The organism is Lactobacillus crispatus, from assembly GCF_018987235.1.
Lineage (GTDB): Bacteria > Bacillota > Bacilli > Lactobacillales > Lactobacillaceae > Lactobacillus > Lactobacillus crispatus.
Map to the genome: position 1 here is coordinate 127,423 of NZ_CP072197.1, position 24,444 is coordinate 151,866.

The following is a 24,444-nucleotide window of genomic DNA, read 5'->3' on the forward strand; positions in this document are numbered from 1 at the left end:
ATACGGTAATCAATAAAAAAGGAAAAAAGACGAAAAATGAGTGAAGCATTACAAATTTTAACGTTAATCTCGATTTGGCTTTCTTTGTTGATGTCTCTAGTTACCTTAAGTGGTGCAGTTTTCTTTTGGTTAAAGCACAGCAAGCTCTTAGTTAAAATCACGCCACTTAAGCGTTACCCAAAAGTTACGTTAGTTGTACCAGCTCATAATGAAGAATTAGTTATTAGTAAAACTACGCAGGCAATTTTAAATTTGAATTATCCGGCTGATAAGTTACAAATTTTAATCTATGCTGATAATTGTACTGATGATACTGCTAAAATTGCCCGGGAAATAATCAAGCAATATCCTGAACGGAAAATCAATGTTCAAGTAATTGAACGAACAGGTAGTGGTGGCAAAGCTGGTGTATTAAATGATGCTTTGAAGATTGCCCAAGGAGAATACCTTGGTGTATATGATGCAGATGCCATGCCAGAAGAAAATGCTTTGTATTTTTTAATTAAAAAGATTTTGGAAAATCCGGTGAGATATAAGGCTGCTTTTGGTCGCAATAAGACGAGAAATGCGCGGCAGAATTTTTTAACTAAGTGTATCAATCAGGAAATTGTTGTTACCCAGCGAATTCAACACTGCGGTATCTGGCAATTATTTAAGATTGGTCGTATTCCAGGGACTAACTTTATTATTAATACTGATTATGTCAGATCAATTGGCGGCTGGCGCAATGGCGCTTTGACCGAAGATACTGATATTTCTTTTAAAATTATGGGCTCAGGTAGTTTGATTGCCTTAGCCTATAATTCTGAAGCCTTCCAGCAAGAACCGGAAAGCTTAAAAGATTATTATTTCCAGCGCTTGCGTTGGGCTAAAGGTAACTATGAAGTAGTGATCAATAATTTTTGCCATCTTTTTGATAAAAGCAACTGGCGGGTTAAATTAGAGACTGTCTATTATTCCTGCACTTTTTTCTGGTTTAATTTGGCGATTGTTTTATCAGATCTGATCTTTTTTTCTAATTTGATTGCCTTAATCGTCCATCTTTGGAATCCTGCAGTAGTAATACCATTTACAATTTCGCGGAGTAATATTTTATTAGCTCAAATTCTGCTCTTTAATTGGCTATTGATGGTTTTGCTTTATATTTTGCAAATTAACCTAGCGATGACTACGCAATATGGGCAGGCAACTGACGAACAGATTTGGCTAGCCTTAGCATCATATTTTACTTATTCGCAATTGTTCATCATTGTATCAATTCATGCGGTTACTTCAGTAATGCTAGATCGCGTTTTTCATCGTGATAGTACTAAATGGGTTAAGACTAAGAGATTTGCGGATTAGGTGATGAGATGAAAAAAAGATGGATGCTACTAGGATTTTTACTCGTAACGATTGCATTTACCGGTATTATGATCTATATCAGAGCAGATAATAATTCAGCGGTGCGTAATTTTTTTCTACATTCTTGGCATAAAAATTATGTAGTTGAAGAAAAGAATCTTGCCTATATTAATACCACGCCTAAGCAGGAACAAGTGACGGTTTTATCTGAAGGCCAAGGATATGGGATGTTTATTGCGGCGCATGATCCAGCAGTTAAAGAAAGCAACTTTGCTAAGCTAGTGCAGTATTATTTAAAACACCGGGATCGTAATACGCAATTGATGGCTTGGCGGCAAACAAAGAAAAATGGAAAATGGAGCAGTGAACGCAATAGCGCTACTGATGGGGACTTATTTATTGCTAAAGCTTTGTTTTTAGCGGCTAAAAGATGGAAAAACCCAGCATATCAGCGGCAAGGGCAAAAATTAATTGCCGATATTTTGCGTTATGAATATAATCCGACAACGCACGCTTTAACGGTGGGCAATTGGGCCGATTCTAAGTCGAAGTATTATAATTTAATGCGGACTTCAGATGTATTGCCGACAATGTTTGATCAATTTTATCGTGAAAGCAATGATTCGCGGTGGCTCTTAATTAAAAAAACAATGCTCAAGCGGCTCAATCAGTTGAGTCACCAGCATAAGAGTGGCCTAGTTCCAGACTTTGCCTGGCTGACATCAAAAGATGCTAAGCCAGTTAAAGGAAGGGTTACCACTGATCGATATGATGGTGATTATTATGCCAATGCTTGCCGGGTGCCAATGGATTTAGCATTTAGTAAGGATAAATTAGCAAAGAATACTGTACATCGCTTGCTTAAATTTTTTAGCAAGCAAAATACAATTACAGCAGGCTATACTTTAAAAGGCAAGCCAGTCAATAATTATCAATCAGCTAGCTTTAGCGCGCCAATTTATATTGCGGTGAATGAAAATCGCAATCAAGGCTATGATAATTTGTTTGCTTCGCAGCAATATATTTTTGCTAAAAAATTACCTAAAAATAATTACTATGATGCAGCACTAACGACGATGGCAACGATACTGACACCGGCGCATAGATTTTAAGAGGCAAAGGCCTCTTTTTATTTGCATTGAAAATCAATCTTTGATAACATAGTAAAAATTTTAAGGAAAATGAGGAGGACAAAAAATGGGATTAAATGCATACATTCAAGGATTTAATAGTTTAGAGTCAATCGATCGTGCACCAGGTTACTTCAAGTACCACCACCACTCAGTAGCTGATCACTGTTTCAGAACAGCTGAACTCGCACAAATGATGGGTGATATCGAAGAAGTTCACGGTAATAAGAAGATCAATTGGAAGGCTTTATATGAAAAGAGCTTGAATCACGATTATACTGAACGTTTCATCGGTGATATTAAGACACCTGTTAAATACGCTACTCCTCAACTTAGAAAGATGATTGGTGACGTTGAAGAAACAATGACCACTAAGTTCATTAAGGATGAGATTCCAGAAGAATTTCAAGAAATTTATACTAAACGTCTCTCAGAAGGCAAAGATGATACTTTAGAGGGTAAAATTTTATCAATCTGTGATAAATTAGATTTGTTATATGAAGCTTATGGAGAAATCGAATTAGGTAATCCTAACCCGGTTTATATGCAAATGTTCAAGGAAAGTCTTGAAACGATCAAGAAGTTCGACGATTTAGTTTGCGTACAATACTTTATTAAGAAAATTTTGCCAGATCTTTTTAAAGGTGATTTCGCGGGAAAGGATAAGATGCAACGAATAGCTTTTAGCATTCTATTGTTAGGGGATGATTAGGTGAAATTTCAATGTAGTTCATGCGGGCTGCGCATGGACTCTTTGCATTTTAAGCAAGAGGGGTTAATGAATCCTAAGTTGACCAGTATTTGCGATATTTGTATCACGCGCAACCTGAATCCAGAAGATTACGCAAATGATGCGGTCGCAGCTTTTGCTCAAAGCTTGCTTTACACGTTTGTCGGTGCAAAGAAACAAGATCAATCAGGTTTTATTGTGAAAAATAAAAAGGACCGTAAAAAATACGAGGCCTTTTTACAAGATTATGATGGCAATGAAATCGCCCGCCAACAGATTAAAAGGTCTGATTTGAATTTGGCGGTAATTAAAAGCGAAGATGGCAAGCTTAATTATGTGCCTAACCAAGGCGTAACTTTTGAGCAAAATTTAAAGGGAATGGGTTTGGAGATCAATTTCCAGTTAAACGAAGTTGATTTTATTGATCGTGAACGCATTCGGGCCAAGTATAAATACCGCTGCCAATATTGCGGCAGACGTGGCCACAGCGTAGATCATAAGGATCCCGTTTCTCTTAGTCACAACAACAGCTTAGATAATTTAACTTTAGCTTGTGCGGAATGCAACCGAATTAAGTCGGATATGCCTTATAAGTTGTTTATTCAACTGAATGATCAAATTTCTGAGATCAATAAAAAGCTAGTTAAGTATGAAGATGCGCTGGGTACTTTGAGAGAAGAATTTGAGCATCGTCGGCGCTATTTAGCGGCTCAAGTACACCTTAAGGGTGTGGTCAATGATCCTGAGCTAAATGCGATTAGAAAGCAAAATAAGAGCTTACAGGATGCTATTGATAGTTTACAAAGTGATTATGATGATTTGCGTCAAACGCGCAAGACGTATTTTGATACGGGCTGGAAATTAGCTCGGATTAAGGCTCAGAAAGATATTGTTTAAAAATCAAAAGTCCGCTGTTCATTTCTGAATAGCGGGCTTATTTTGATAATTATCTAATTCTGTCTTCTGGATCAAACAAATACTTGTTCCACTTATTATCTGCGTCAACTGTTGGGTGGAATAATAAGAAGGCTAAAAGTAAATCTCCCACGTAAGGAACAATGCCTAACCACCACCAGCCACCGTTAAAGCCTGCATCGTGCAAGCGGCGAACAGTGTGTCCTAATTGAGCTAAAAATGACCAAATAAGGATAACCAGTAAAAGTATTAAAAAGCATAAAAAGAAAATACCGATTGCTTGCGGCATTTGATGCCAGCCAGGAATAATCGTGAAAAAAGCAGAAAAAGCATAGATGAAAAGAGTGCCGATTCCTAAAGTAACTTGATTAATTGCTGTTCCTACCCAGAATGATGTTCTAGTTGATCTAGCATTCCACTTGAAGCAATCAAAGAAGTGTTCTTTTAGAATTTGACCAATAGTTGGCACAGGAACTGTTTCTTTATGGCCGGCAGGGTAGTCTTGATTACTAAAGAAATATTTGCCCCACTTAACTTGGCGTTGAACAGATGGCTGCAATTCAAGATAAAATAAAAACATTGCGCCATAACCAGTGAAGGCAGCCCAGTACCAATAGCCGCTGTAGCCAACATCGTGCAAACGTCGGATCGTTTGTCCTAATGCAGCTAAAAATAGCCACAGATAAACAATAGCCGCAACAATACCATCGACTATTCTAATACCGGGGTTGATGTTTTGGTTAAAAGCATAGAAACCAAGAATGATGCATAAGATGCCGATAACAAGATTAATCAAAGTGCTCCACCAGAAAGATTTACGCGTAGTTCTTGCTTTCCAGTTGAAGGGATGCAAGTAGGTTTCGTTTAAAATTTGCGCAAAATTTTCTGCAGGCGGCAGTGGCAGACTTTCGTCATAAGGCTTGATAAAATAATATACTCTATCATTCATTTTACTTCCTCCAAAAATTAATTTGTTATAAATTATACGCTAAAAAAGCCGTGAAGCAATTAAACTTCGCGGCTTTTTTGATATTAGAATTCATTATTTCTAAAGTTGCTCAAGAACTTTTGCGTCTTTTCATTCTTAGGATGGTCGAATAATTCTTCAGGTGAACCTTGTTCAGTAATGATACCGTCACTGATGAACAATACACGGTCTGAAATGCTCTTGGCAAAGCCCATTTCGTGGGTAACGATCACCATCGTCAAACCGGTTGTAGCAAGCTTTTGCATAACGTCTAATACTTCGCCAACCATTTCTGGGTCAAGGGCACTAGTTGGTTCGTCGAACAATAAAACTTCTGGATTCATTGAAATCGCACGGGCAATAGCTACACGCTGTTGTTGACCACCAGATAATTGTTGTGGTTTAGCCTTGATAAATGGATCCATACCAACCTTTTCTAGGTTTTTCATGGCAATCTTGCGTGCTTCGTCTTTTGAACGCTTCAAGACTAATTCTTGACCGACCATACAGTTTTCTAAGACGTTTTTGTTTTCAAATAAGTCAAATTGCTGGAAAACCATACCGACCTTTGATCTAAAGGTGTTACGGTTGTAGCCGGGATGCAAGATATTTTCACCGTGAAAATCGATCTCGCCGCCAGTTGGTTCTTCAAGCAGGTTGATACAACGCAAAGTAGTTGATTTACCACCACCAGAAGGACCAATGATCGTTACGATTTCGCCTTTATTGATGTCAAAGGAAATATCCTTTAATACTTGGTGATTTCCATAAGACTTTTGCATGTGCTTTAAGCTTAAAATTACTTCGTTTGATTCAGTCATTAATTATTTGCCTCCGCATCTTTTGGAGTACCAACTTGGACTTGGTTAGCCATCAAGTTGTAATTCTTATTACCTTCAAGTCTCTTTTCGATAAAGTTGAAGATTCTAGTAATAGTAAAGGTTAAGATCAAGTAAATTGCAGAAATCATTAAGTAAGTTGGGAAGAACTTGAATGATTGACTAGCAATAGTTGTACCAACAAAGAACAATTCAGAAACTGAGATGATACTCAATACTGAAGTATCCTTGATGTTAACGATAAATTCGTTGGTGATTGATGGTAAACAGTTTCTAATAGCTTGAGGCAAGATGATATGCCACATTCTTTGGTTGTGGGTCATACCAAGTGCACTAGCTGCTTCGAATTGACCTTCTGGAGTTGAAATAATACCACCACGGATAACCTCAGCTAAGTAAGCACCAGTGTTAATTGACACAATAATCAAAGCAGCTACAGTTCTATTTAAATTCAAGTGCCAGAATTGGGCAATACCATAGTAGATTACGGCTGCTTGAACCATCATTGGTGTACCACGGAAGATTTCTACATAAACAGATAATAACCACTTAACTACGTTCAAAGTCCAACGCTTGCCGCGAGTAGTTGGAGTAGGAATGGTACGAATAATTCCTACAAGCAAGCCGATAAAGAAACCAACAATGGTACCAACTAAAGCTAAAAGCAAGGTCATGCCAATACCTGACATAATCATGCCACCATATTGCTTCCAAGTAGTAACTAGCCAGTTTTCTTTCTTAGTTTCGTTACCAGCCTTAGGTTGTTCCTTGATGGCTTGTGACATTAATTGATCACGCTTTTTATTAGAAATAGTTCTTAAAGTAGCGTTAACTTCATTTAAAAGCTTGGTATTACCCTTTTTAACCCCGATACTAGTTACGGAATCGTCATGGTCAACTTTGAAGCCAGCCATTTTGTTTAAGTTAACTGCAATAATGTTAGGGTTAACGTTGTGGTAACTTTCAAATTCAATATCTTCAGCAACATAACCATCAATGGTGCCAGAAGCTAAACTTTGACGCATGGCTGAAAAGTCACGCATAGCTGGTTCTCTTTTAGCACCTTTTAATTGCTTGATTAAATCGTAGTGCAAAGTTCCTTGTTGTGCGGTTAACTTGGCACCTTTGAAATCAGTCAACTTCTTAGCATTAGAATATTTACTTGCCTTATTAGTAATTACGACGAAAGTACTTTTACGATAAGGTTCTGAGAAATTAATTGCCTTGCGTCTTTCGGCAGTAGGAGACATACCAGCAATAATTAAGTCAATTTTACCTGAAGTTAAAGCTGGTAAAAGGCCATCCCATTGAGTCTTTTCTACGATTACTTTTTTGTGTAGTCGTTTACCGATGATCTTGGCAATTTGAACATCATAACCATTAGCATAGGAGTTAGAACCATCAATTGGAACAGCTCCATTAGCTTTGGTTGGCTGAGTCCAGTTGTATGGAGGATAGTTTGCCTCCATACCTATTTTTAACGTGCCAGAATCTTTCTTAGCAGCTTGAGTCTGATTGTTACTAAGAGAAAAACCGATAAATAAACTGAGTAGGACAGACATTATTACAGCCATCCATCTAAATCTTGACTTCAATTATAAAACCTCCAAAAATAGTTTTAACATAAAGCCAACACAATAAAGAGTAAACAAAAACCTCGCTCTTCCAAAGAATTGCGAGGGTCATAATCATCAGTGTTTAAACCAAATCTTATAGCGCTCCCTGGGGACTAACCAGGACAGTCTATAGAATATTCTTCTATAGCCCAACAGATTAACACGCGAATATTAAATCTATTTCGGCGGCAACCCTAAGTTAACTATCATTGTTTTCGCGAACTCAAACTTAACTTGTGATTGTCGCAACCTCTATTGCATTGGAAAAATATTTAACTAATGAAGAATACTAGAAGAAAAAGTTAAATTTGTCAAGCCCAACCATTATTAGTTTCATAATTTCTCTTTTTCCCGGATTTAAAATTGAAGTGCAACACCAAGTGTTAAACAAAAAGGCCATGAAGACCTAAACTTGAAGTGACGAAAAATCAAGAAAGGAAGATCTTCATGACCAATTCAAATTCTAGCATTTCTAAGCACTATCATCAATTAACCAGCGTACAACGTGGACAAATTCAAGCAATGCTGGATTCCGGCATAACTTCCCGTACTGTTATCGCTCAAGAAGTCGGCTGCCATAAGTCGACAATCAGTCGCGAAATCAAACGCGGAAGCGTCCTGCAAAGAGACAGCAGCTATTTATTGTATGAGCACTATTACGCTGATACTGCACAGCTTTATTATGAGAAGCGTCGCAAAAACTGCTATCAGCGCAATCCATTGAAGCATTATGCTGTCTTTTTGAGAATGCTCTCCAGACGCTTCAAAGCTAAATTTGATGCCACCAGCATCGATGAATTCGTTGGTGAATTCAAAAGGACTATGCCAGGCTACCCTTGTCCCAGCACACCAACTGTCTATCGCTATATTGATCAGGGCTTGCTGGACATAAGCAATATTGATCTGCCTATGAAGCTCAAAAGACGCAGGAACAAGCGTCATCACGGCCAGAGCGGTCATGCTTTGCACAAGAAGAATCTTGGCAATTCCATTGAACAGCGTCCTAAAGAGATTGAAGACAGAAAAACGCCGCTGCACTGGGAAGGAGATCTGGTTAAAGGCGTCAGACGCAAGAATCAGCCTGCTTTAATGACTTTGACCGAAAGAACCACACGCTTTGAAGTAGTTATCAAGATTCCTGACTATCGGGCAAGCACATGCCAAAGGCTGCTTCAAAATGAGATTGACAGACATCCTGCCTGGTTTAAATCGATCACGTTTGACAATGGCTCTGAGTTTGCGGATATGACCAAGATCAAAGGCTGCCAGATCTACTTCGCCCACCCATATTCTCCATGGGAAAGAGGCACCAATGAGAACTGCAATGGACTTCTGCGTCAATTCTTCCCTAAAGGCAAAAGCATGAAAGATAAGTCAGCTGCTTATGTTCAACAGGCAACTGATGCCATTAACCGCAAACATCGTCGAATCCTTCAATATCACACAGCAGAAGAACTCTTCAAGCAATATATTTCCTCATAGCCTAACTGTTGCACTTAATTTGACAATTCAGGAATTTCTCTTTTTCATATCAGAAACATAAGGATTTCCTGCTACATAAAAACGTAATTTTTTGTTAGCCCAAACGGGATCAGATTGATTGATACCAACACGCGCTGCAGCAATTATTTCCTGGGGAATTTTTTTATGACGATCATCAAGATCAATGGCGAAAGGGGAGTCTGATAAAAAGTGCAAATTCCAATTTTTATCATGAATACCAAAAGCTTGCATCATTTTTGCGGGACCATTAGTCAAAAGAACGCCATCTTTACCATGACGGTTCTTGATCATGGTCTCAATTCCTAAAGTGGGATCGATTGCACGGATTAAAACCCCCTGTGGTTCATTCTGAACCCTAGTGGCAACATCAAAGAAGAAATATTGACGTTGCGCGTAGATATAGATCGTTCCGCCTTTGCCGTAAAGTCCTTCATTCGCTGGGCTACGACGACCGCCATAAGAATGTGCAGCGCGATCCTTTTTACCCATATATGCTTCTGCTTCCACGATATAGCCGCCTAATTTTTCTTGACCATTATCAAAAGTAAGCATTCGCCCAATTAGGTCTTTTGCAATATAATCGGTAGTGTTAGTAGAAAAATAAGTTGAATAATTCATTTTTGACCTTTCTAGAAAAGAGATAAAAAATAATGACAGAAATTAAATTAGTTCGAATTTATGACCATGAGCAACCTGCTGGTTATCGGATTTTAGTTGACCGTTTATGGCCACGGGGAATGAGCAAAGTTAAGGCCGATTTAGCTGAATGGGATAAACAAATTGGCCCTAGTAAGGAATTGCGTCAGTGGTTTAATCATGAAGATGAAAAATTCCCTGAGTTTAAGCAAAAGTATATTGAAGAACTTAATCATAATGATTATACAGCGGAATTTTTGCAAGATGTAAAGAAGCATTTGACTAAAGAAGATGTTCTTTTCTTATTTGGTGCCAAAAATAAAGAGCACAACCAAGCAGTTGTACTCAAAGAATATGTATTAAATACGCTAAACAGTTAAATATGTTTGTGACCGTGTTTTTTAACTTTCCAAAAGTGGAAGAGAATTGTCAAAATTAAGATCGCAAAGACAATAATTGCAAAAACGGTGTTTGGCAACTCAAATCTCAATGGTGGCAGAGCTAGCAGCAATTTTAAAGCGATGATTCCTATCAATAAGTAAGCCATTGGCTGCAATTCTGGAATAATATCCATTAATTTAATGATAATTTCGGCAACTCCTCTCATACAGAGAATACCGATCATGCCACCGATTAAAACAACAACGGGGTTATCAGACACGGCTAAAGCAGCTAAAACAGAATCAATTGAAAAGACGATATCCATTGATTCAATTGAAATAACCGTACGCCAGAAAAGAGATAGTACATGTCTCTTTTTCTTTTTGCCTTTGTGGTGAGCTGCTTCGCGCTCTTCTTTTTCTTTCTCATGTTCGGCAGCTTGTTTAGGGTGGCGTTGATCATAGAAGAATTTAAAGGCTAGGTAAAAAAGATAAATACTACCAGCTAATTTAATCTCCCAAAAGTTGATCAGATAAGTCCCGATTCCGATAACAATAAAGCGGAATAAATAAGCACCCCACAAGCCATAAACCAAGGACTTGCGTTGTTCAGCTTTATTAGGTAGCACCTGTGTCTGTGCGGCCAAAACGACAGCATTGTCGACTGATAACAAGCATTCCATCAAGATTAAAGTCAGAATGATCATCCAGTCTTTGCCACTGGTTAGGACATGTAACCAGTTATTGCCGTCAAAAAAGGGTGCATATAGTTTAAGAATTGACATGTAACTGCTTCTTTTCTAATTTAATTAATCTGATTTTTTCTTTTTGTCCCAGACGATAAGTCCCAACTTTATTGTTGGATAAAATAACTCTTTGGTCAGGAATAAAAATCAAAACAGGGTTTAATGCTACGGCGTGTGCAACTGAGCGAGAAGATGTGGCTTCGGCTAGTGAATTGGCGACGTCACCATAAGTTAACGTCACACCATAAGGAATATGCTGGACAACGGCTAATACCTTTCGTTGAAATTCAGTGCCGAATTCCGAAATATCAATAGGAACATCAAAATTCTTTCTGATACCAGCAAAATATTCCTTTAATTGTTTGATATAAGGTGCCATCTTTTTAGGGTCCCGCACCAACATGCGGTGAGGGTAGAAGCTAAAAATAGGTGAAACAGTTTTAAGTCCGACGTAAGTTAGGCCGGCTTCTGAAGCTGTTAAAAAGTAGGTCCATGGCTCAATTGTAACGTAATCATAGTAAAAAAACTCTGTCATGTGTAACACCTTTATTAAAAATAATTAGTCTAAGAATAACAAACTAGGAAAGTTAATTCAAATTCTGGAATGCTGTTAATGCATCCCCAATTATTTGCGTGACACCAGGGGTAGGAATTTCTGTCTTGTTGATAGAGTAAATTTTGGCGTCTTCTTTGCGATAAGCCAAGAGCTGGGCAAAAGGATAAACTACAAAACTCGTTCCACAAATGATGATCAAGTCTGATTTTTGCATTATTTCAACGGACTGGTTTAATACTTTCGGATCAATGCTTTCGCCGTATAACACAATACCGGGGCGAATAATTCCGCCACAATCTTTGTGTAAATAGCTTTTAGCATATTCTTCATAAGAAACACGTTGATGACATTTAGTACAATAAATATTATATAAATTGCCATGAAATTCTGTTACATGTTGATTGCCAGCCTTAGTATCCAAAGTATCGATATTTTGGGTAATTAAATTACCTTTTTCATTACAAAAATGGGCGATTTTTTCATGGATTAAGTTTGGTTTAGCAGTAGGAAAGTACATGTTGTTCATGACAAATTCATGGAAAAATTCAGGTCGATTGAATAGCGTACTATCGCTCAGAATAGTTTCAGGACTTTCTTGCACGCCATCATAGATTCCGTTTTTAGAGCGGTAGTCAGGGATACCTGAGTGGGTAGAAACACCAGCTCCAGTTAAGAATACAATATGTTGGGCATTATTAATATCTGTTTGTAATTCTGCTAAATCCATCATATAATGTCACCCTCCGTGAAAGTCACTACTTTAATTATAAATCATTGTTTTGTTATAATGAGTAAAATAACTAAATTGAGGGGATTTTTATGAAATATATGACGTATTTTTATGTAGCAATTGATATTTTATTAGTAGTTTATGCTTGTTATAGTTGGTATTGGCAAGCTAAAGTTGATTTTCGTGGTCGCTATCGTATCTCCTCAGTTGTTTGGGCGCTAATTTTTATCTGGCTGGGCTTTACATGGAATTACATTGAAAAAGGTGATCCAGGCCTGAGCGTCTTCTTGGCTCTTTTTATCTTAATTAGTATTGTCGATGGTTTTTCAGGATTTAGTAAAAAGCGGATGGTCGTTTCAGGCTACTTCAAGCGTACAGTTAAGTATGATGATTTAGCCAGCGTTACTTTAATCCAGATCCCCAACCAAGAGAAGCCATTAGTGATGGCGATTTTTCGAACTAGCGATGGTAAGGCTTATATGATGCGCTTTAATAATGAAGTTAATAGCGTAATTAAGCAATTACAAGAATATGCTGGTCGAGAAATTCCTGTCGAAGTTCAATCAATGATGTAATTACAAAATTGGAGAAAGCATTCGCGAGAATGCCTGCAAAGTCCGCAATGCGCGACTTTGCTTTTTTATTTCTTCCTTAGTTAGTAAATGCGAGTGTTTCATATCTTCTTCAAAAGCTGCCACCATTTTCTGGTTGAACTTTTTATCATAAAAAACGGCATTATCTTCAAAGTTTAAGTTGTAAGAACGGAAATCTTGATTCATTGAACCAACTGAAGAAAAATGGTCGTCGACAATCGTCGTTTTGGCATGTAAAAAGCCATCTTCGTAGATATAAATTTTGACACCCAAGCGAGTTAATTCGTTGGCATACCACTGTGTGGCGCGATAAATAAAGGGGTGGTCTGGCTTACATGGGATCATAATTCGTACGTCAACACCCGATGAGGCAATTGTTTGCCACGTAGCAAAAACGGCATCATCAGGGATTAAGTATGGTGTTTGAATCCATAACCGTTTGCGTGCCAAAAGCATTAGCCGCATCATACCGTTACGCATATATGGTGCATAACGATCAGGCCCATCTGAAATGATTTGCGTTGCAACGTCGCCTTCGTGGATGTTTTTTTCATCAAGATCAGGAAATAGAGTGGAATTGAAACGGATGAGCTGTTGATTATTAGTGATAGAGGCGTTCCAGTCCATGACGAAACGCTCTTGCAAAAGCAGAGAGGCAGAACCAACAATTCTTACCTGACTATCACGCCAATGACCAAACTTCTTTTTTTTGCCTAAATATTGATCACCAATATTAAAACCGCCAGTCCAAGAAATTCGCCCGTCGATGACAACAATCTTGCGGTGCAAGTGGTAGTTAATGCGGTAACGGGTGATCATGTTGCGTGAAGTGACAAAAGGCAAAACTTCCCCGCCAGCTGCCCGCAATTGATCGAACCATGCTTTAGTAGCTCCCATTGAACCCCAGGCATCATAAATTACGCGTACTTTAACTCCTTGTTTTGCTTTTTTAATCAATAGTTGCAAAACACGATTGCCGATATTGTCGCTATAAAAAGTGTAGAACTCAACATTGATTGTTTCCTTAGCTCGTACCATGTCCTTGAGCATGTCATGAAAGAAGGTTTCACCTTCGGTATAGAGCTTGACCTGATTATTTTTAGTTAGGGGAGCTTCTTGTTGGTGGTTAAAAAAGTTAATTGCTATATTACCAGCCTTTGAAGTGTCAGAAGGACTAGTATTTTTAGGTGCTTTAGCAATCGATTTTTGAACATTTCTCAAGCCAATGTGTTTTTGCTTATTGATGGCAAAAATATTTTCCTGGGAAATACCCCGACCAAAGAAGGCATAAAGAGTGATCCCGACTACTGGTAATACTAACAGGATGATTAACCAAGCCCAAGTGGTTGAAACGGATCTTCTACGGTGGAAGACAACGTAGAAGGCTAAGATTGTGTTGGTAATGATAATGATTCTAACAAAGTCATGCCACCAGATCATAAACTCCTCCAAAATTAAACTACTTTTTTAATTTAAGAAACTTGTCAATAATATCGATTACAAACGGATTGTCATGCATCCAACTATGTTCGGCGTCATCTTTACCGCGTACTTCTACTTCTTGATAAAAATGTGCTTTTGGGGCAACGATATAGCGAATGCTTTTTGCGGAAACAACAGAGATGAATTTATCAGTATTTGTGTTATCTAAAACGTTGCCATAAATATTCAAGACCGAGATATCAGGATTGAATTTGCGCCGATTAAAAAACAAATAAAGGTAGTGCGGGTTCATGACACTAGGCCGACCACTTTCGGTCAAATAGTTGACGTTTGGGATATCGCCCAAGTAAGTGACCCCGTCAAAAGGACCAGCGATAAAGGCACATTTTTTTAAATGTGGGAACGTTTTGCTGCGGTAGTGCTTCATTTCCGTGCGAATAATACATGGACAGGCTAATGAATGAGCGACTGCAATATAGTTTTTAAAACCATATCTTTTAGCTAAAAAGGGCAGGACGAAGTTGAGATAATAGTCGATGCCATAGATACCGACTATTCGCTGGCGAAAAGCAACCTGCACGATAGGATGCTTGTCACTAGTCCAAGTTCCTTCTAATTTGAAATTTCCTAATAAATCAACGGTTACCTTTAAAAACTTGGGATTGCCCTTGTCATGAGTAGCGTGTTTCACCATCACGCGAGTGGTATAATCACCGCCGCGAAAGCCATGGAAATAAATAATGGGTACTTGTTTTAGATCGCTTTTTTCAATGTTTGCCTTATTTTCAATATGGCGCTTGTGTAATTTGAGGAAAATTCGCGTGGGAGCGAAGGTGGCCATCAGCCCCAAAGAAATCATGTTAAACATGCTAGGTTCTTCTTGGAGGTCATGTTTATGATCTTTTTCAACTTCTTCAGCATATTTTTTTGTGTTGAAAAACATTTTTACCACCTTCTCTTTCTTTTTTCCTATAATAAAAGTTATGCAATAAGTATATTTTACCATTGGGTAAAGATTTTGGAATTTTAGAGGTAGAAATGAAGTTTTATGCAGTCAAAAAAGGACGTACTCCGGGAATATATCGGACTTGGGATGCAGCCAAAGAACAAATTGATGGCTTCTCTGGCGCTGAATATAAATCATTTGAACAAATTACCGATGCCACAGATTACTTAGATTGGAATGCCCAAACTCAGAGCGATATCTTGCAAAAAGGTGAAGATAATTTACAAAACGCCGTAAAAAGGGTGCAACAAAAGAGCCAGGAAATAAAAAAAGCACCGCGAAAAAAGGCGAAGCAGTATAACCGTGTTAATAGCAGTCCTGCTGACTTCTTTGCGGTGACTTATACTGATGGTGGCACGCGCAATACTGGTGTTTATAAGGGCGGTCACGTTAAAAAGACCGATAAAGCAGCCTGGGCTTATTTAATTGAATGGGATGACCAGAAAGTTCATGGCTCCGGTGGTGAATATGGTGCTACTAACAATAAGATGGAGCAGACAGCATTGATTAATGCACTAAAAAAGCTGCTTGAGCTTGGTTTTAACGATAAACATCTATTATTTGTTCTTGATTCGCAGTATGTGTTGAATGCGATTAATAAGCATTGGCTACAAGGCTGGAAAAAACGTGGTTGGAGACGTTCTTCTGGACCATTGGCTAATGTGGCGGAATGGCAGGAATTAGATCGGTTATTAAAGGAATTTCCTGATAGTACGTTTGAATGGACGAAAGGTCACGCTAATAATCGCGGTAATGAATTTGTCGATCATGAATTGAACCGTTATATGGATCAAAAAATGTAAGAAAAAAAGGCTACACTGTAGCCTTTTTTAATTTAAAATAACGCCGCCGAACAAACCACTAAAGAACTTAACGATTTGATCCCACAAATTTTGTAACCAGTTGCGGTTTTCTTGGGTATTAAATTTATTGAAGATATTTTTAGCTCCATTTTGAATCTGACTGGATAATTTCGAAGCTTGTTGCTTGAAGTTACCGTCCTTCAATGCCCCTGAATCACGAATTTCAATTAGAAGATTGACAATTTGATTTTTTTGATTGTTGTTGATGGTGTCACCTAAGTGGTTAATATTAATTTGATTGTTGACAATGTCGCGAATTTGACTGTCGGTAATGTTTTGCCCTTGTTTAGCCATCTCATTCTTGGCACCGGCAACCGCATTGTTCAATTGAGCATCTGAATAACCTTTTTTGTTTTTATTATCTTGGGTAATCCCAGACAAGGTATTCATTTCATCTTGAGCGGCATTAACTTGCTTTTGATTTAATGCATTGCCATTTTTAGCATAGGCAGCATAAACTCCAGCTAATGCCCCTGAACCATCAATTGGAATAGCGCTAGTAACATAAATGTTGGCATCGCTGATGCCGGCGGTCAGGGCTGCGTTTTTGTACTGGTTGGCAGTAATAGTCGTGATATTATTTTTACCATCGTAGTCTAAAATTTTAACGTTGATTCCGCTGCCTGAGCTGGTCTTTTGGATCATCGCACTGGACCAAACACCGGATGAAGTGGTGAAATTATCACCAGAGGGATTTAAATATTTAACCAGATCTGAGCCGGTAACAGTAATTGTTTGATAATTACCACCGTTTAGTGGGGCAGTTAAGGTCTTTAATGTGCCTTGCTTTTGCGCATCAGTTAATGATGTACCTAAGGTAACTACAGGTGTATCATCATCTGCTAATACTGGCTTAGTAAATGAGATCATCGCGACCACGCTTAATAACATTGCTGTGAGTAGTGTGATAAATTTCTTCATTTTTTCTTCTTTTCTTCTTTTCTTCCTTTTTGATCGAATATTTATTCTTGTAATACGGAACATTATACTAAATATTTTTCAAAAGTGAATTAAACAACACGTAAAACTTTCTTAATTTCGACCTTATTATTGAAGATGGTATAATAAAGAGCAACAAAGGGGGACAATATGTTACAAGTGCCTAAGTTAACCATCATCATGCCTGTTTATAACACGGCGCAATACTTGCCACGTGCTTTTGATGCTCTGCTTAATCAAGTTGACAAGAGCTTCAAATTGCTTGTAGTAGATGATGGCTCAACAGATAATTCGGTTGAGGTAGCCGAAAGCTATGCCAATCGTTTTCCATATTTTAAAATAATTAAAAAGAAAAATGGCGGCCCATCCGATGCACGTAATGTTGGGATGCAGTATCTCGACACACCATATGTTACCTTTCATGATGGTGATGATTGGGTGGATCCAGGCTACACGTCCTTTTTTATTCATGCTTTTGAAAGGCATCCAGATGTCAGCTTAGTATCGTGTGGCTATTGGATGGATTATCCTGACAAAAAGCAACGCGTTGTTGGTCGACCAGAAGGTGGCTATTTAACGCGCGGTGAAACTTATTTGAAGTTGACTAATGTCTTTAGCTCACCAATGAAAGGATATAGCTGGAACAAGGCCTATAAAACTGCCATTATTAAGAAATATCATTTGAAGTTTGATAAGGATATTTCACTACTGGAAGATCAGATCTTTAACGTTAAATATATTTCTGTGGCTAAAGGCGTCTATTACACGCAAAAGCCGTATTACCACTACTGGCAGAGAAAGGGCAGCATTATTCACCAGCCTAATATTAAAAAAGTTGCGGATAATTTCCGGGGAAATTACCGGGTTTGGAGCAAAATTATCAGTACAATGATGAAAGACCGCGAGGAAGAAAAGATGCGTAAGAAGTTAGAGCGACAGCAGGCCTTGCGTGATAGTGAATAGGGGAAAACATGAAAGAAAAAGTTAATGGAGTCGAAATTTATTATCATAAGTTAGGTAAAGGTGAGCCTTTGCTTTTACTACATGGACATCACTTAGATGGCGGTATGTTTGATAAAATTGTGGCTCCGCTTTCCCTTTATTACACTGTCTATGTGCTTGATATGCGAGGCCATGGTTTAAGTGAAGGCGACATCGCTGAACACTACAAGACTGAAGTAGAAGACGTTTATACCTTTATTAAACAGATTGGCATTGAAGGCTGCTATTGCTTCGGTTTTGATGCAGGTGGTCTGGTGGCAATGATGCTAGCTAGAAAACATCCAACGATCTTTAAGAAGATGATTGTAGCTGGCGTTTTCGTTAATGGTGCAGGCATTAGACCATATCACTACTTAACGGAAGGCTTTCATCGCTTTTTGAGACTTGATCGTGACAGCCGCGTAGAGTTGACTGAGTCCTTTATTTCAGTAGATGACTTGAAGAAGATTACTACGCCAACTCTTTGTGTAGTAGGTGAAAAAGACTGGGTTAAGGTTGAGCATGTACGTTGGTATAGCCAATTTATGCCTAATGCGCGGTTGGTGATTATGCCACGGCAGACGCATGATAGTTATGCAGTGCGCAGTTTAAAACTGCTGGATTTGATTAAAGGATTTTGTAGGTAGAATACGCGTGGTGCTAGTTAAATCTTTCTAGACAATAAGCCAAATTATAAGCTAAAATTGCAATTTCCAACCGGCTTTGAAAGCCTATCAGACTACGTGCTCGATTGTTCTCGGCATTGTAATAGGTCAGAAGCGAAAAGTCGCTTTCAATTGTTCTGCGAATAGCCATCAATTGATGATCATTGTGCTTTTTAGCTCCTGTCATATTTTTACGATATGGTGTCCAAAGTTCATAACCCATTTGTTTTAGCTGTTGATGCAGTTCTTTGCCTAAATAGCCTTCGTCGCCAAGAAGATAGTAATTAGATGGATGTGCATTTTCCATCAGTTCAACTGTCTCCTTGGCATCATGAACTGATGCTTTTGTTACGACATAATCAAGAATGTAACCGTCATCGCTAACAATGGCATGAACTTTGAAACCATAGAAGTAAATTTTCTTGGTGGCCTTATAACCAATGTTGGCATAACCGCGAAAAATTTTAGCACGATAGTTGCGAATTGGTTGGCAAACAGGTACCGGAAAGCTGTCAATGATCAAGAAATGTCCATTCAGGTCAACCTTTTTATTCATTTCTTGCCGTATCTGATAAATCAATTGCAATAGCTGACGTGAACGCCGATTAAAACGTGAGTGTGATAAACAATTGAAACATTCACAGAATCTTCTTTGTGATTCAATTCCTGTCTTAGCTTGCCAGATAAGTAAAGCCAAAATCAGACTGTCCGTAGTTTTAATTTGATCAATATTTCGCCGATGAGTAAACTCAGCCGGTGCATACAAACGATACCAGTGCCGACAAATTATCACTAAATCTTTAAAACTAACTTGTAAATGGTGGCTAAAACGCTTAAGCTTAAGGCAGTTCAATCAGATCAGACTCTTTTCTATTATTACTATTTACAAGTCGAGTCTAACAAGATTGGACTTTTTTATTAACTAAAACGATTTAACTAGCACCACGCGTAGGTAGAATATATGAGGCATCTGGAAAAGATGTCTTTTTTTATAAATTTGATAAGGGGTGTAATTAAGATGACAATCGGTGAAGCGTTAAAAGAAGAACAAAAACGATTGGGATTAACATCTGAGGCAATGGCTGCGGGTGTGATTACTAAAGGAACATATTCTAAAGTCGTAAATGGAAAGCAGCGCTTGAGCAGTGACTTATTGGTTGAAATTCTTTTTAAGCATGATATTGATGTTAGTGATTTTTTTGAAATGATAAAGAGTACATATATGTCGAAAGAAAAGTTTGAAGAGGAAATATTAACTAAAAAATTCAAATTGGCTTTAGATAATCATGAAATTCAAAAAGCAAAAAAGATTGCATTAAAGTTAAGAAACACAAGTAATAATCCATATTTGCTTTGGCAATTTCAAATAGCACTTGCGTATTTGGAACATACTGAAAATGAATTGACAATTGAATTTAAAAATAAAATTGTTAATGAAATTAATCAAACTGATAATTGGACTGAAAACATAGATGTGCTCAGATTATTTACTAATTCTATGCAAATTTTATCGGTTGAACGAGTTGATGTAGAGATGAGAGTGTTTTTTCACAGAGTATCACGATCTAATAATATTTCAGAAAGTATGCAAGAAAGATATGCAATAGTTTGTGATAACTATCTTCATTTTTTGTTTGATAGATGTATTCGATGCGGTGAAAATTATAATAATTCTCATGAAAATGTGAAGTCAGCAATAAATTATTTGTGTGATTTAGATTCTACTGCTCACTTAATGATCTATAAAGTTACTGGAACGTATTATAAATATGTTTTTGATAAAAAGTTTGATGATGCAAAAAAATAAGGCAAGAATTATTATCGTTAGGCTGTACTGCTGGCGTAAAAAACTGGCCTATATAAAATAATAGCCAATTAATATGTTTCTTATATGAAACATATTAATTGGCTATTTACGTATCATGATAAAGTTGTGATACAAATATGAAATATATGAGGAGATGATGAGATGGACTGGTTTCAGTTTCCATTTATCGGATGATTTAATCTGATAATGATATCAAATACAACGATTGTGTTGTATGGCTACATAACTTAAATGAGACGTTCTGATATTATTAAGCTCTATAATATGGGTTTGATTACTGTTAAAGGAGTAATTTTTATGGGTGGAATCAATTGTGGACAATCAAATAATAGATCTCCTCATAATGGGAGAGCTGGATTTTCAATGCATTATGCTTTTGTTATGAAAGATGTATTTACATTAAACAAGATTTATTCAGAAGTTAATATTTTTCTAGAAGATCTCGTAGTAAATGAATTACATAACTCTCAGAAAGCACTGGAAAATCGTAACTCTGTAATCAAAGCTCTAAAAACTTTAAATCAGGAATTGAATACAACAAAAACTGATATTAAAAAGGCAGAATTAACATTAGAGCCGTATTTTGCTCAGAGAGAATTAAAAGAAGGTTTTATTAGACCATTTCGTGAAAACAACACAATTAATGAATCACACAAAATGTTCAGTCTCTTGGTTATGAGTTTGCTTCAGATGTAGCAGAGGAAGAGATCAGAAAGGGAATGTTTCAGCTGGCTATTAGGGATGCAAAAAATAATGTTACTGCATTAATGACTAATTTAACAGCCAAGCTTAGTGCACTATTTAGTTTAGTGAGTTCTTATTGTTTATTAGAATATACTTCACATACTAGTTTAACAGGCGCTAACTTGACTTTTAAAGATCTAGGAATTGATTCAGAGAAGGATATGAAAAAGGAAGCATAGTTTTGCAAATAAAAGTACCGGATTATGGGCTACCTAATTTTCTTACCGTTAGGGATGTTATAAATGGAAGCTTTAGACCTGTAGCTACAAAATATATAGGCGAAAATAAAAATGTTTCTGAAGATGCACATTCAGAATATTTGGAAGTTCAAGATGCTGATTTGTCGTGTAAGCATGTTGTAACCTTGATGAATAGAAATACGTCTTATTATGTTCATAGACCTATAGATATGCATCCTTGCTGGTGGAATTTAAATAAAGTCTCGTCAGATGTAGATTGGTATAATAGCGACGATAATCGATATGTGAAATTTGTTGATTGGAATAATGAAGTCCATTTTTTTCCAGCTGCGATATCAATTGTTATGCCTAAAGAAAAAGGTCTTAGTTGGGTTACATATTCTGGCTATTCACACGATAAAAAACTAGAAAAAGCATATCTAAAAGCAATATATGAGCTTATTGAAAGAGACGACTTTGCAGCTTGGTGGCATAAATCATTAAATATATACCTTGTTGATGATTGGGACTCTCCTTTGATTTCAGAAATGATGGCTTATATTCAAGAGGGTAAAAAAAGACGATGTCAGCTGTTTCAAATCCCTAATGAATGGGGGCTATATACAATTATGTGTATTATTGAGTCATCCATTTTCCCGCAAATCTCTATTGGATTAGGAACTAATTCTATAAAAGAGAGTGCAATTATTCATGCTATTGATGAATGTGTGGGATCGTATAAGGGATTGCTGTTTGAAGCGTTTCATGGACGAATTAACTATTCTGAACTAAATAGTAGAGCTGTTGCAAAACATATTATAAAAACAAAAGTAAGTACTACTTTTTCTAATTCAATTTCAAATTTAAATCTAGAAGAATTAATGAAAAATACAGAAACATTTTTTGCAATAATTAATTCGCAATGTGGGTACACAGTTAAGGCATTTAGTACAAAATTACAGCCAGAAACTTTGGTGGATACTACTCCGTTAACTTCTAGATTACTATTGCGTACAAACAGACCATTAATTAAAGGATGCATGCCATTTTGGTAATAAAAAGGCAGGTGGGGAGTATATGAAAAGATTAAAGACAGCAGTATTAAGTGATTTCTTAAATGATCTACCATTAGGGGCATTTATCACTTATGCGTATTGGTATATTTATCATCAAACTCATAATCAAGGAATAGTCTCAATGTTGGGAACTATTGCAATGATTGCACTACTATTTGCAATTTTGGGTGGCTACATTTCAGATAAGTATAGCAAAATTAAATTAATGCGCTTTTTGATTTTGATAAGGTTCATTTTCATTGCTTTAGGAACAATCTTTCTGGTGTTTAAGCCTAAGATGGGAGTTGCTGTAGTTTGTTTTGTAGTAATAGCTAGCTCAGTAATTAATATTATTTACAATCCTTTGACCGAGGCTTTTGCGCCTGCTTTGATTGATAATGACAAAGAATTAATTGAGGCAAATTCTTGGGTTTCATTGGCAAATAATATTGCTACAATCATCTCTTCAGGGCTTGCAACAATCTTTGTAACAATCAATAGACCATTAATTTCGCTGGTCATTCTTTTAGTAGCAGTAATAATATCTTATATTCTTTTGGGATTTATTAAGCCAGATACTGCACCAGTTCATGCTGATAAAATCAAAGTTAAAGAAATATTTGATAATTTTATAGGTGGAATGAAATTAGTGGAGCATAACAAACTAATTATGTTGATGATTCCAATTGCACTTGTAGTTAACTTCTGTTTCTACGTGATTTGGCTATTGACGCCTAAGTTTGCAATTACGGTTTTTAGTCAGTATTGGTTTGTCTATAATGGGATTGATATTGCTTATACAGTTGGTGGAATTATCGGTGCCCTGATCTTTTCAAAAATTAGAGATAATATTAATTCTGCAATTATTTGCCCAGCTTGCCTTTCGTTACAAGCCCTTTGTTTGGCAGTAGTTGGTATCAGTTCTTTATTAACACGTTCGTTAGTATCTGCGACTATTTGTATTGTGTGCTGGTTGGCATATGGAATTTTTAATAGCATTTTTTCAATAATATATTTTTCTGTTGTTCAAATGTCGTCTTCTAAGGACAATACAGGATTAATGATCGGTGCAGTTATGACTATTTTTTCTGTCATTAATCCAATTGCAACAGCTATGAGTGATCCATTAGGAAATATGATACAATTACCACTTTTAATTTTTATTCTGGGAGTGGTCATGGTATTAGTATCTGTTATGACTTTTATGCCAATTTATCAAAGAATTTTTAAGAAATATGACAAATTATATTCAAAATGAAGTTGTAGACTTACTTAATCTAGATAAGAAAAAATTATCAAAGTATGATAAATTATGGGGCCAACTTTGTTCACAAAATCAAGATAATAATGAATTACTTAGTATCATTGAAAGAACTAGTCCGATTTTAAATTTAAACAATGAATTTGACTTACATTTACCATATTCGGCTACTAATTTAAAAAGCTGCAGGAAATTTAGCAATAAAAAAATTAATATTTCTGACTTTACGTGGCTATTAAGTAATTCTTTTTTAAGCAATGAAGGTGGACATAGAATATATGGATCGGCTGGTGCATTATATCCTGTTGAGCCTCTCATAATTTGTATAAAAGACAACATGGTAGTGGGATTGCCTCAAGGAGTATACGGCATAGATTACTTGAATAAAGCTTTGAAGAAGGTAAATACTAAAGTAGATTTTAAAAAGTTGAGTCATAGTATTTCACCATATACTGGTCAATTGATCAGTTCAATATTTATTTGCTATATATTTTCTATGACTAGAACTGTTGTTAAGTATAATTATCGTGGTCTTAGACACATGCTTATTGAGGTTGGTTCGATGGCTCAAGCTTTTAGATTAAATGGGCTAGCAAGAATAAATAATTTTGGCGATGTATCATGGTCAGGTTTTGATGATAAAGCATTAAAAGACAGTTTGGGCTTGAGAATCATGAAACCAGTATTGTTGCAATTTTTTGGAATTCAGGACTATAAATAATTTCTTCACTAAAAAAGACATCTCTTCAATAGAGGTGCCTTTTTGTATATAATGGTGGTGTATACGATTTTTAT

Annotated in this window: 27 protein-coding genes and 1 riboswitch; of the genes, 16 read left to right on the top strand and 11 right to left on the bottom strand. The window is 36.8% G+C overall.

What is annotated here, in order from left to right; translation table 11 throughout:
* The first annotated feature begins 36 nt into the window (after nucleotides 1–36).
* From J6L97_RS00625 to J6L97_RS00640, 4 genes are all read left to right on the top strand, one after another.
* On the top strand, nucleotides 37–1,344 hold the full coding sequence (locus tag J6L97_RS00625) for a glycosyltransferase family 2 protein (protein WP_057726601.1): 1,308 nt from the start codon (nucleotides 37–39) through the stop codon (nucleotides 1,342–1,344).
* Nucleotides 1,345–1,352: 8 nt separating this feature from the next.
* Nucleotides 1,353–2,456 (top strand): family 8 glycosyl hydrolase, encoded by a 1,104-nt coding sequence (locus J6L97_RS00630; protein ID WP_035443002.1) that lies wholly within the window; start codon nucleotides 1,353–1,355, stop codon nucleotides 2,454–2,456.
* An 85-nt stretch (nucleotides 2,457–2,541) separates the two neighbouring features.
* The gene (locus J6L97_RS00635) at nucleotides 2,542–3,186 is read left to right on the top strand and encodes a YfbR-like 5'-deoxynucleotidase (RefSeq protein WP_013436958.1); all 645 of its coding nucleotides are present in this window, start codon (nucleotides 2,542–2,544) and stop codon (nucleotides 3,184–3,186) included.
* Complete coding sequence (locus J6L97_RS00640; RefSeq protein WP_057726602.1) at nucleotides 3,187–4,101, top strand: HNH endonuclease; 915 nt, start codon at nucleotides 3,187–3,189, stop codon at nucleotides 4,099–4,101.
* Between the two features lie 49 nt (nucleotides 4,102–4,150).
* On the opposite strand, the gene J6L97_RS00645 is transcribed toward J6L97_RS00640, so the two are convergent.
* From J6L97_RS00645 to J6L97_RS00655, 3 genes are all read right to left on the bottom strand, one after another.
* Nucleotides 4,151–5,068: a DUF805 domain-containing protein gene (locus tag J6L97_RS00645; RefSeq protein ID WP_057726603.1), complete on the bottom strand. Its 918-nt coding sequence runs from the start codon at nucleotides 5,066–5,068 to the stop codon at nucleotides 4,151–4,153.
* Between the two features lie 83 nt (nucleotides 5,069–5,151).
* A complete protein-coding gene (locus J6L97_RS00650; RefSeq protein WP_054832782.1) occupies nucleotides 5,152–5,907 on the bottom strand; it encodes an amino acid ABC transporter ATP-binding protein in 756 nt (251 codons plus the stop codon).
* Nucleotides 5,907–7,520 (bottom strand): ABC transporter substrate-binding protein/permease, encoded by a 1,614-nt coding sequence (locus tag J6L97_RS00655; protein ID WP_057726604.1) that lies wholly within the window; start codon nucleotides 7,518–7,520, stop codon nucleotides 5,907–5,909. Before J6L97_RS00655 ends, J6L97_RS00650 begins: the two co-directional genes overlap by 1 nt.
* 110 nt (nucleotides 7,521–7,630) lie before the next feature.
* Nucleotides 7,631–7,804: riboswitch (Lysine riboswitch) on the bottom strand.
* A gap of 184 nt (nucleotides 7,805–7,988) precedes the next feature.
* Here J6L97_RS00655 and J6L97_RS00660 point away from each other — a divergent pair.
* The gene (locus J6L97_RS00660; RefSeq protein ID WP_123811765.1) at nucleotides 7,989–9,023 is read left to right on the top strand and encodes an IS30 family transposase; all 1,035 of its coding nucleotides are present in this window, start codon (nucleotides 7,989–7,991) and stop codon (nucleotides 9,021–9,023) included.
* A gap of 27 nt (nucleotides 9,024–9,050) precedes the next feature.
* Here J6L97_RS00660 and J6L97_RS00665 read toward each other — a convergent pair whose 3' ends face one another.
* On the bottom strand, nucleotides 9,051–9,662 hold the full coding sequence (locus J6L97_RS00665) for a DNA-3-methyladenine glycosylase (protein ID WP_057726975.1): 612 nt from the start codon (nucleotides 9,660–9,662) through the stop codon (nucleotides 9,051–9,053).
* Nucleotides 9,663–9,694: 32 nt separating this feature from the next.
* Between J6L97_RS00665 and J6L97_RS00670 the strand changes: the two genes are divergently transcribed.
* Complete coding sequence (locus J6L97_RS00670) at nucleotides 9,695–10,060, top strand: DUF488 domain-containing protein (protein WP_054833002.1); 366 nt, start codon at nucleotides 9,695–9,697, stop codon at nucleotides 10,058–10,060.
* On the opposite strand, the gene J6L97_RS00675 is transcribed toward J6L97_RS00670, so the two are convergent.
* From J6L97_RS00675 to J6L97_RS00685, 3 genes are read right to left on the bottom strand one after another with little or no spacing between them, the layout of a single operon-like run.
* Nucleotides 10,057–10,845 carry a TerC family protein gene (locus J6L97_RS00675; protein ID WP_013085663.1) on the bottom strand — a complete coding sequence of 263 codons (789 nt, stop codon included), beginning with the start codon at nucleotides 10,843–10,845 and terminating at the stop codon, nucleotides 10,057–10,059. The two genes, J6L97_RS00670 and J6L97_RS00675, sit on opposite strands and share 4 nt — an antisense overlap.
* On the bottom strand, nucleotides 10,832–11,341 hold the full coding sequence (locus J6L97_RS00680) for a methylated-DNA--[protein]-cysteine S-methyltransferase (RefSeq protein ID WP_057726976.1): 510 nt from the start codon (nucleotides 11,339–11,341) through the stop codon (nucleotides 10,832–10,834). The genes J6L97_RS00675 and J6L97_RS00680 overlap by 14 nt, the downstream gene beginning before the upstream one ends.
* Before the next feature lie 52 nt (nucleotides 11,342–11,393).
* The gene (locus J6L97_RS00685; RefSeq protein ID WP_013085665.1) at nucleotides 11,394–12,092 is read right to left on the bottom strand and encodes an NAD-dependent protein deacylase; all 699 of its coding nucleotides are present in this window, start codon (nucleotides 12,090–12,092) and stop codon (nucleotides 11,394–11,396) included.
* An 89-nt stretch (nucleotides 12,093–12,181) separates the two neighbouring features.
* Between J6L97_RS00685 and J6L97_RS00690 the strand changes: the two genes are divergently transcribed.
* On the top strand, nucleotides 12,182–12,667 hold the full coding sequence (locus J6L97_RS00690) for a hypothetical protein (RefSeq protein ID WP_005726566.1): 486 nt from the start codon (nucleotides 12,182–12,184) through the stop codon (nucleotides 12,665–12,667).
* Here the strand turns inward: J6L97_RS00690 and cls are convergent, their stop codons facing one another.
* Together cls and J6L97_RS00700 are read right to left on the bottom strand one after the other, a co-directional pair.
* On the bottom strand, nucleotides 12,668–14,125 hold the full coding sequence (gene cls, locus J6L97_RS00695; RefSeq protein ID WP_057726977.1) for a cardiolipin synthase: 1,458 nt from the start codon (nucleotides 14,123–14,125) through the stop codon (nucleotides 12,668–12,670).
* A 19-nt stretch (nucleotides 14,126–14,144) separates the two neighbouring features.
* Entirely contained in the window at nucleotides 14,145–15,071 is a 927-nt protein-coding gene (locus tag J6L97_RS00700; protein WP_005724024.1) for an alpha/beta hydrolase, read from the bottom strand.
* A gap of 95 nt (nucleotides 15,072–15,166) precedes the next feature.
* Between J6L97_RS00700 and J6L97_RS00705 the strand changes: the two genes are divergently transcribed.
* Nucleotides 15,167–15,937, top strand: a complete 771-nt coding sequence (locus J6L97_RS00705) for a ribonuclease H family protein (protein WP_023487946.1) — start codon at nucleotides 15,167–15,169, stop codon at nucleotides 15,935–15,937.
* 27 nt (nucleotides 15,938–15,964) lie between these two features.
* Here the strand turns inward: J6L97_RS00705 and J6L97_RS00710 are convergent, their stop codons facing one another.
* A complete protein-coding gene (locus J6L97_RS00710) occupies nucleotides 15,965–16,918 on the bottom strand; it encodes a DUF1002 domain-containing protein (protein WP_005718327.1) in 954 nt (317 codons plus the stop codon).
* Between the two features lie 168 nt (nucleotides 16,919–17,086).
* Between J6L97_RS00710 and J6L97_RS00715 the strand changes: the two genes are divergently transcribed.
* Together J6L97_RS00715 and J6L97_RS00720 are read left to right on the top strand one after the other, a co-directional pair.
* Nucleotides 17,087–17,899 (top strand): glycosyltransferase family 2 protein, encoded by an 813-nt coding sequence (locus J6L97_RS00715; protein ID WP_057726978.1) that lies wholly within the window; start codon nucleotides 17,087–17,089, stop codon nucleotides 17,897–17,899.
* Nucleotides 17,900–17,907: 8 nt separating this feature from the next.
* On the top strand, nucleotides 17,908–18,564 hold the full coding sequence (locus J6L97_RS00720) for an alpha/beta fold hydrolase (protein ID WP_054833001.1): 657 nt from the start codon (nucleotides 17,908–17,910) through the stop codon (nucleotides 18,562–18,564).
* 13 nt (nucleotides 18,565–18,577) lie between these two features.
* On the opposite strand, the gene J6L97_RS00725 is transcribed toward J6L97_RS00720, so the two are convergent.
* Nucleotides 18,578–19,435, bottom strand: a complete 858-nt coding sequence (locus tag J6L97_RS00725; RefSeq protein ID WP_118992340.1) for an IS982 family transposase — start codon at nucleotides 19,433–19,435, stop codon at nucleotides 18,578–18,580.
* 165 nt (nucleotides 19,436–19,600) lie between these two features.
* Between J6L97_RS00725 and J6L97_RS00730 the strand changes: the two genes are divergently transcribed.
* From J6L97_RS00730 to J6L97_RS00755, 6 genes are all read left to right on the top strand, one after another.
* Nucleotides 19,601–20,389: a helix-turn-helix domain-containing protein gene (locus J6L97_RS00730; RefSeq protein WP_223876394.1), complete on the top strand. Its 789-nt coding sequence runs from the start codon at nucleotides 19,601–19,603 to the stop codon at nucleotides 20,387–20,389.
* Between the two features lie 318 nt (nucleotides 20,390–20,707).
* Nucleotides 20,708–21,106: a hypothetical protein gene (locus J6L97_RS00735; protein WP_057727043.1), complete on the top strand. Its 399-nt coding sequence runs from the start codon at nucleotides 20,708–20,710 to the stop codon at nucleotides 21,104–21,106.
* Nucleotides 21,107–21,129: 23 nt separating this feature from the next.
* Nucleotides 21,130–21,333, top strand: a complete 204-nt coding sequence (locus J6L97_RS00740; protein ID WP_054833044.1) for a hypothetical protein — start codon at nucleotides 21,130–21,132, stop codon at nucleotides 21,331–21,333.
* Nucleotides 21,334–21,335: 2 nt separating this feature from the next.
* The gene (locus J6L97_RS00745; protein WP_005725885.1) at nucleotides 21,336–22,388 is read left to right on the top strand and encodes a YcaO-like family protein; all 1,053 of its coding nucleotides are present in this window, start codon (nucleotides 21,336–21,338) and stop codon (nucleotides 22,386–22,388) included.
* 22 nt (nucleotides 22,389–22,410) lie between these two features.
* On the top strand, nucleotides 22,411–23,646 hold the full coding sequence (locus J6L97_RS00750) for an MFS transporter (RefSeq protein WP_057727042.1): 1,236 nt from the start codon (nucleotides 22,411–22,413) through the stop codon (nucleotides 23,644–23,646).
* The gene (locus J6L97_RS00755) at nucleotides 23,624–24,370 is read left to right on the top strand and encodes a nitroreductase family protein (RefSeq protein ID WP_057727041.1); all 747 of its coding nucleotides are present in this window, start codon (nucleotides 23,624–23,626) and stop codon (nucleotides 24,368–24,370) included. Before J6L97_RS00750 ends, J6L97_RS00755 begins: the two co-directional genes overlap by 23 nt.
* Nucleotides 24,371–24,444 lie beyond the last annotated feature (74 nt).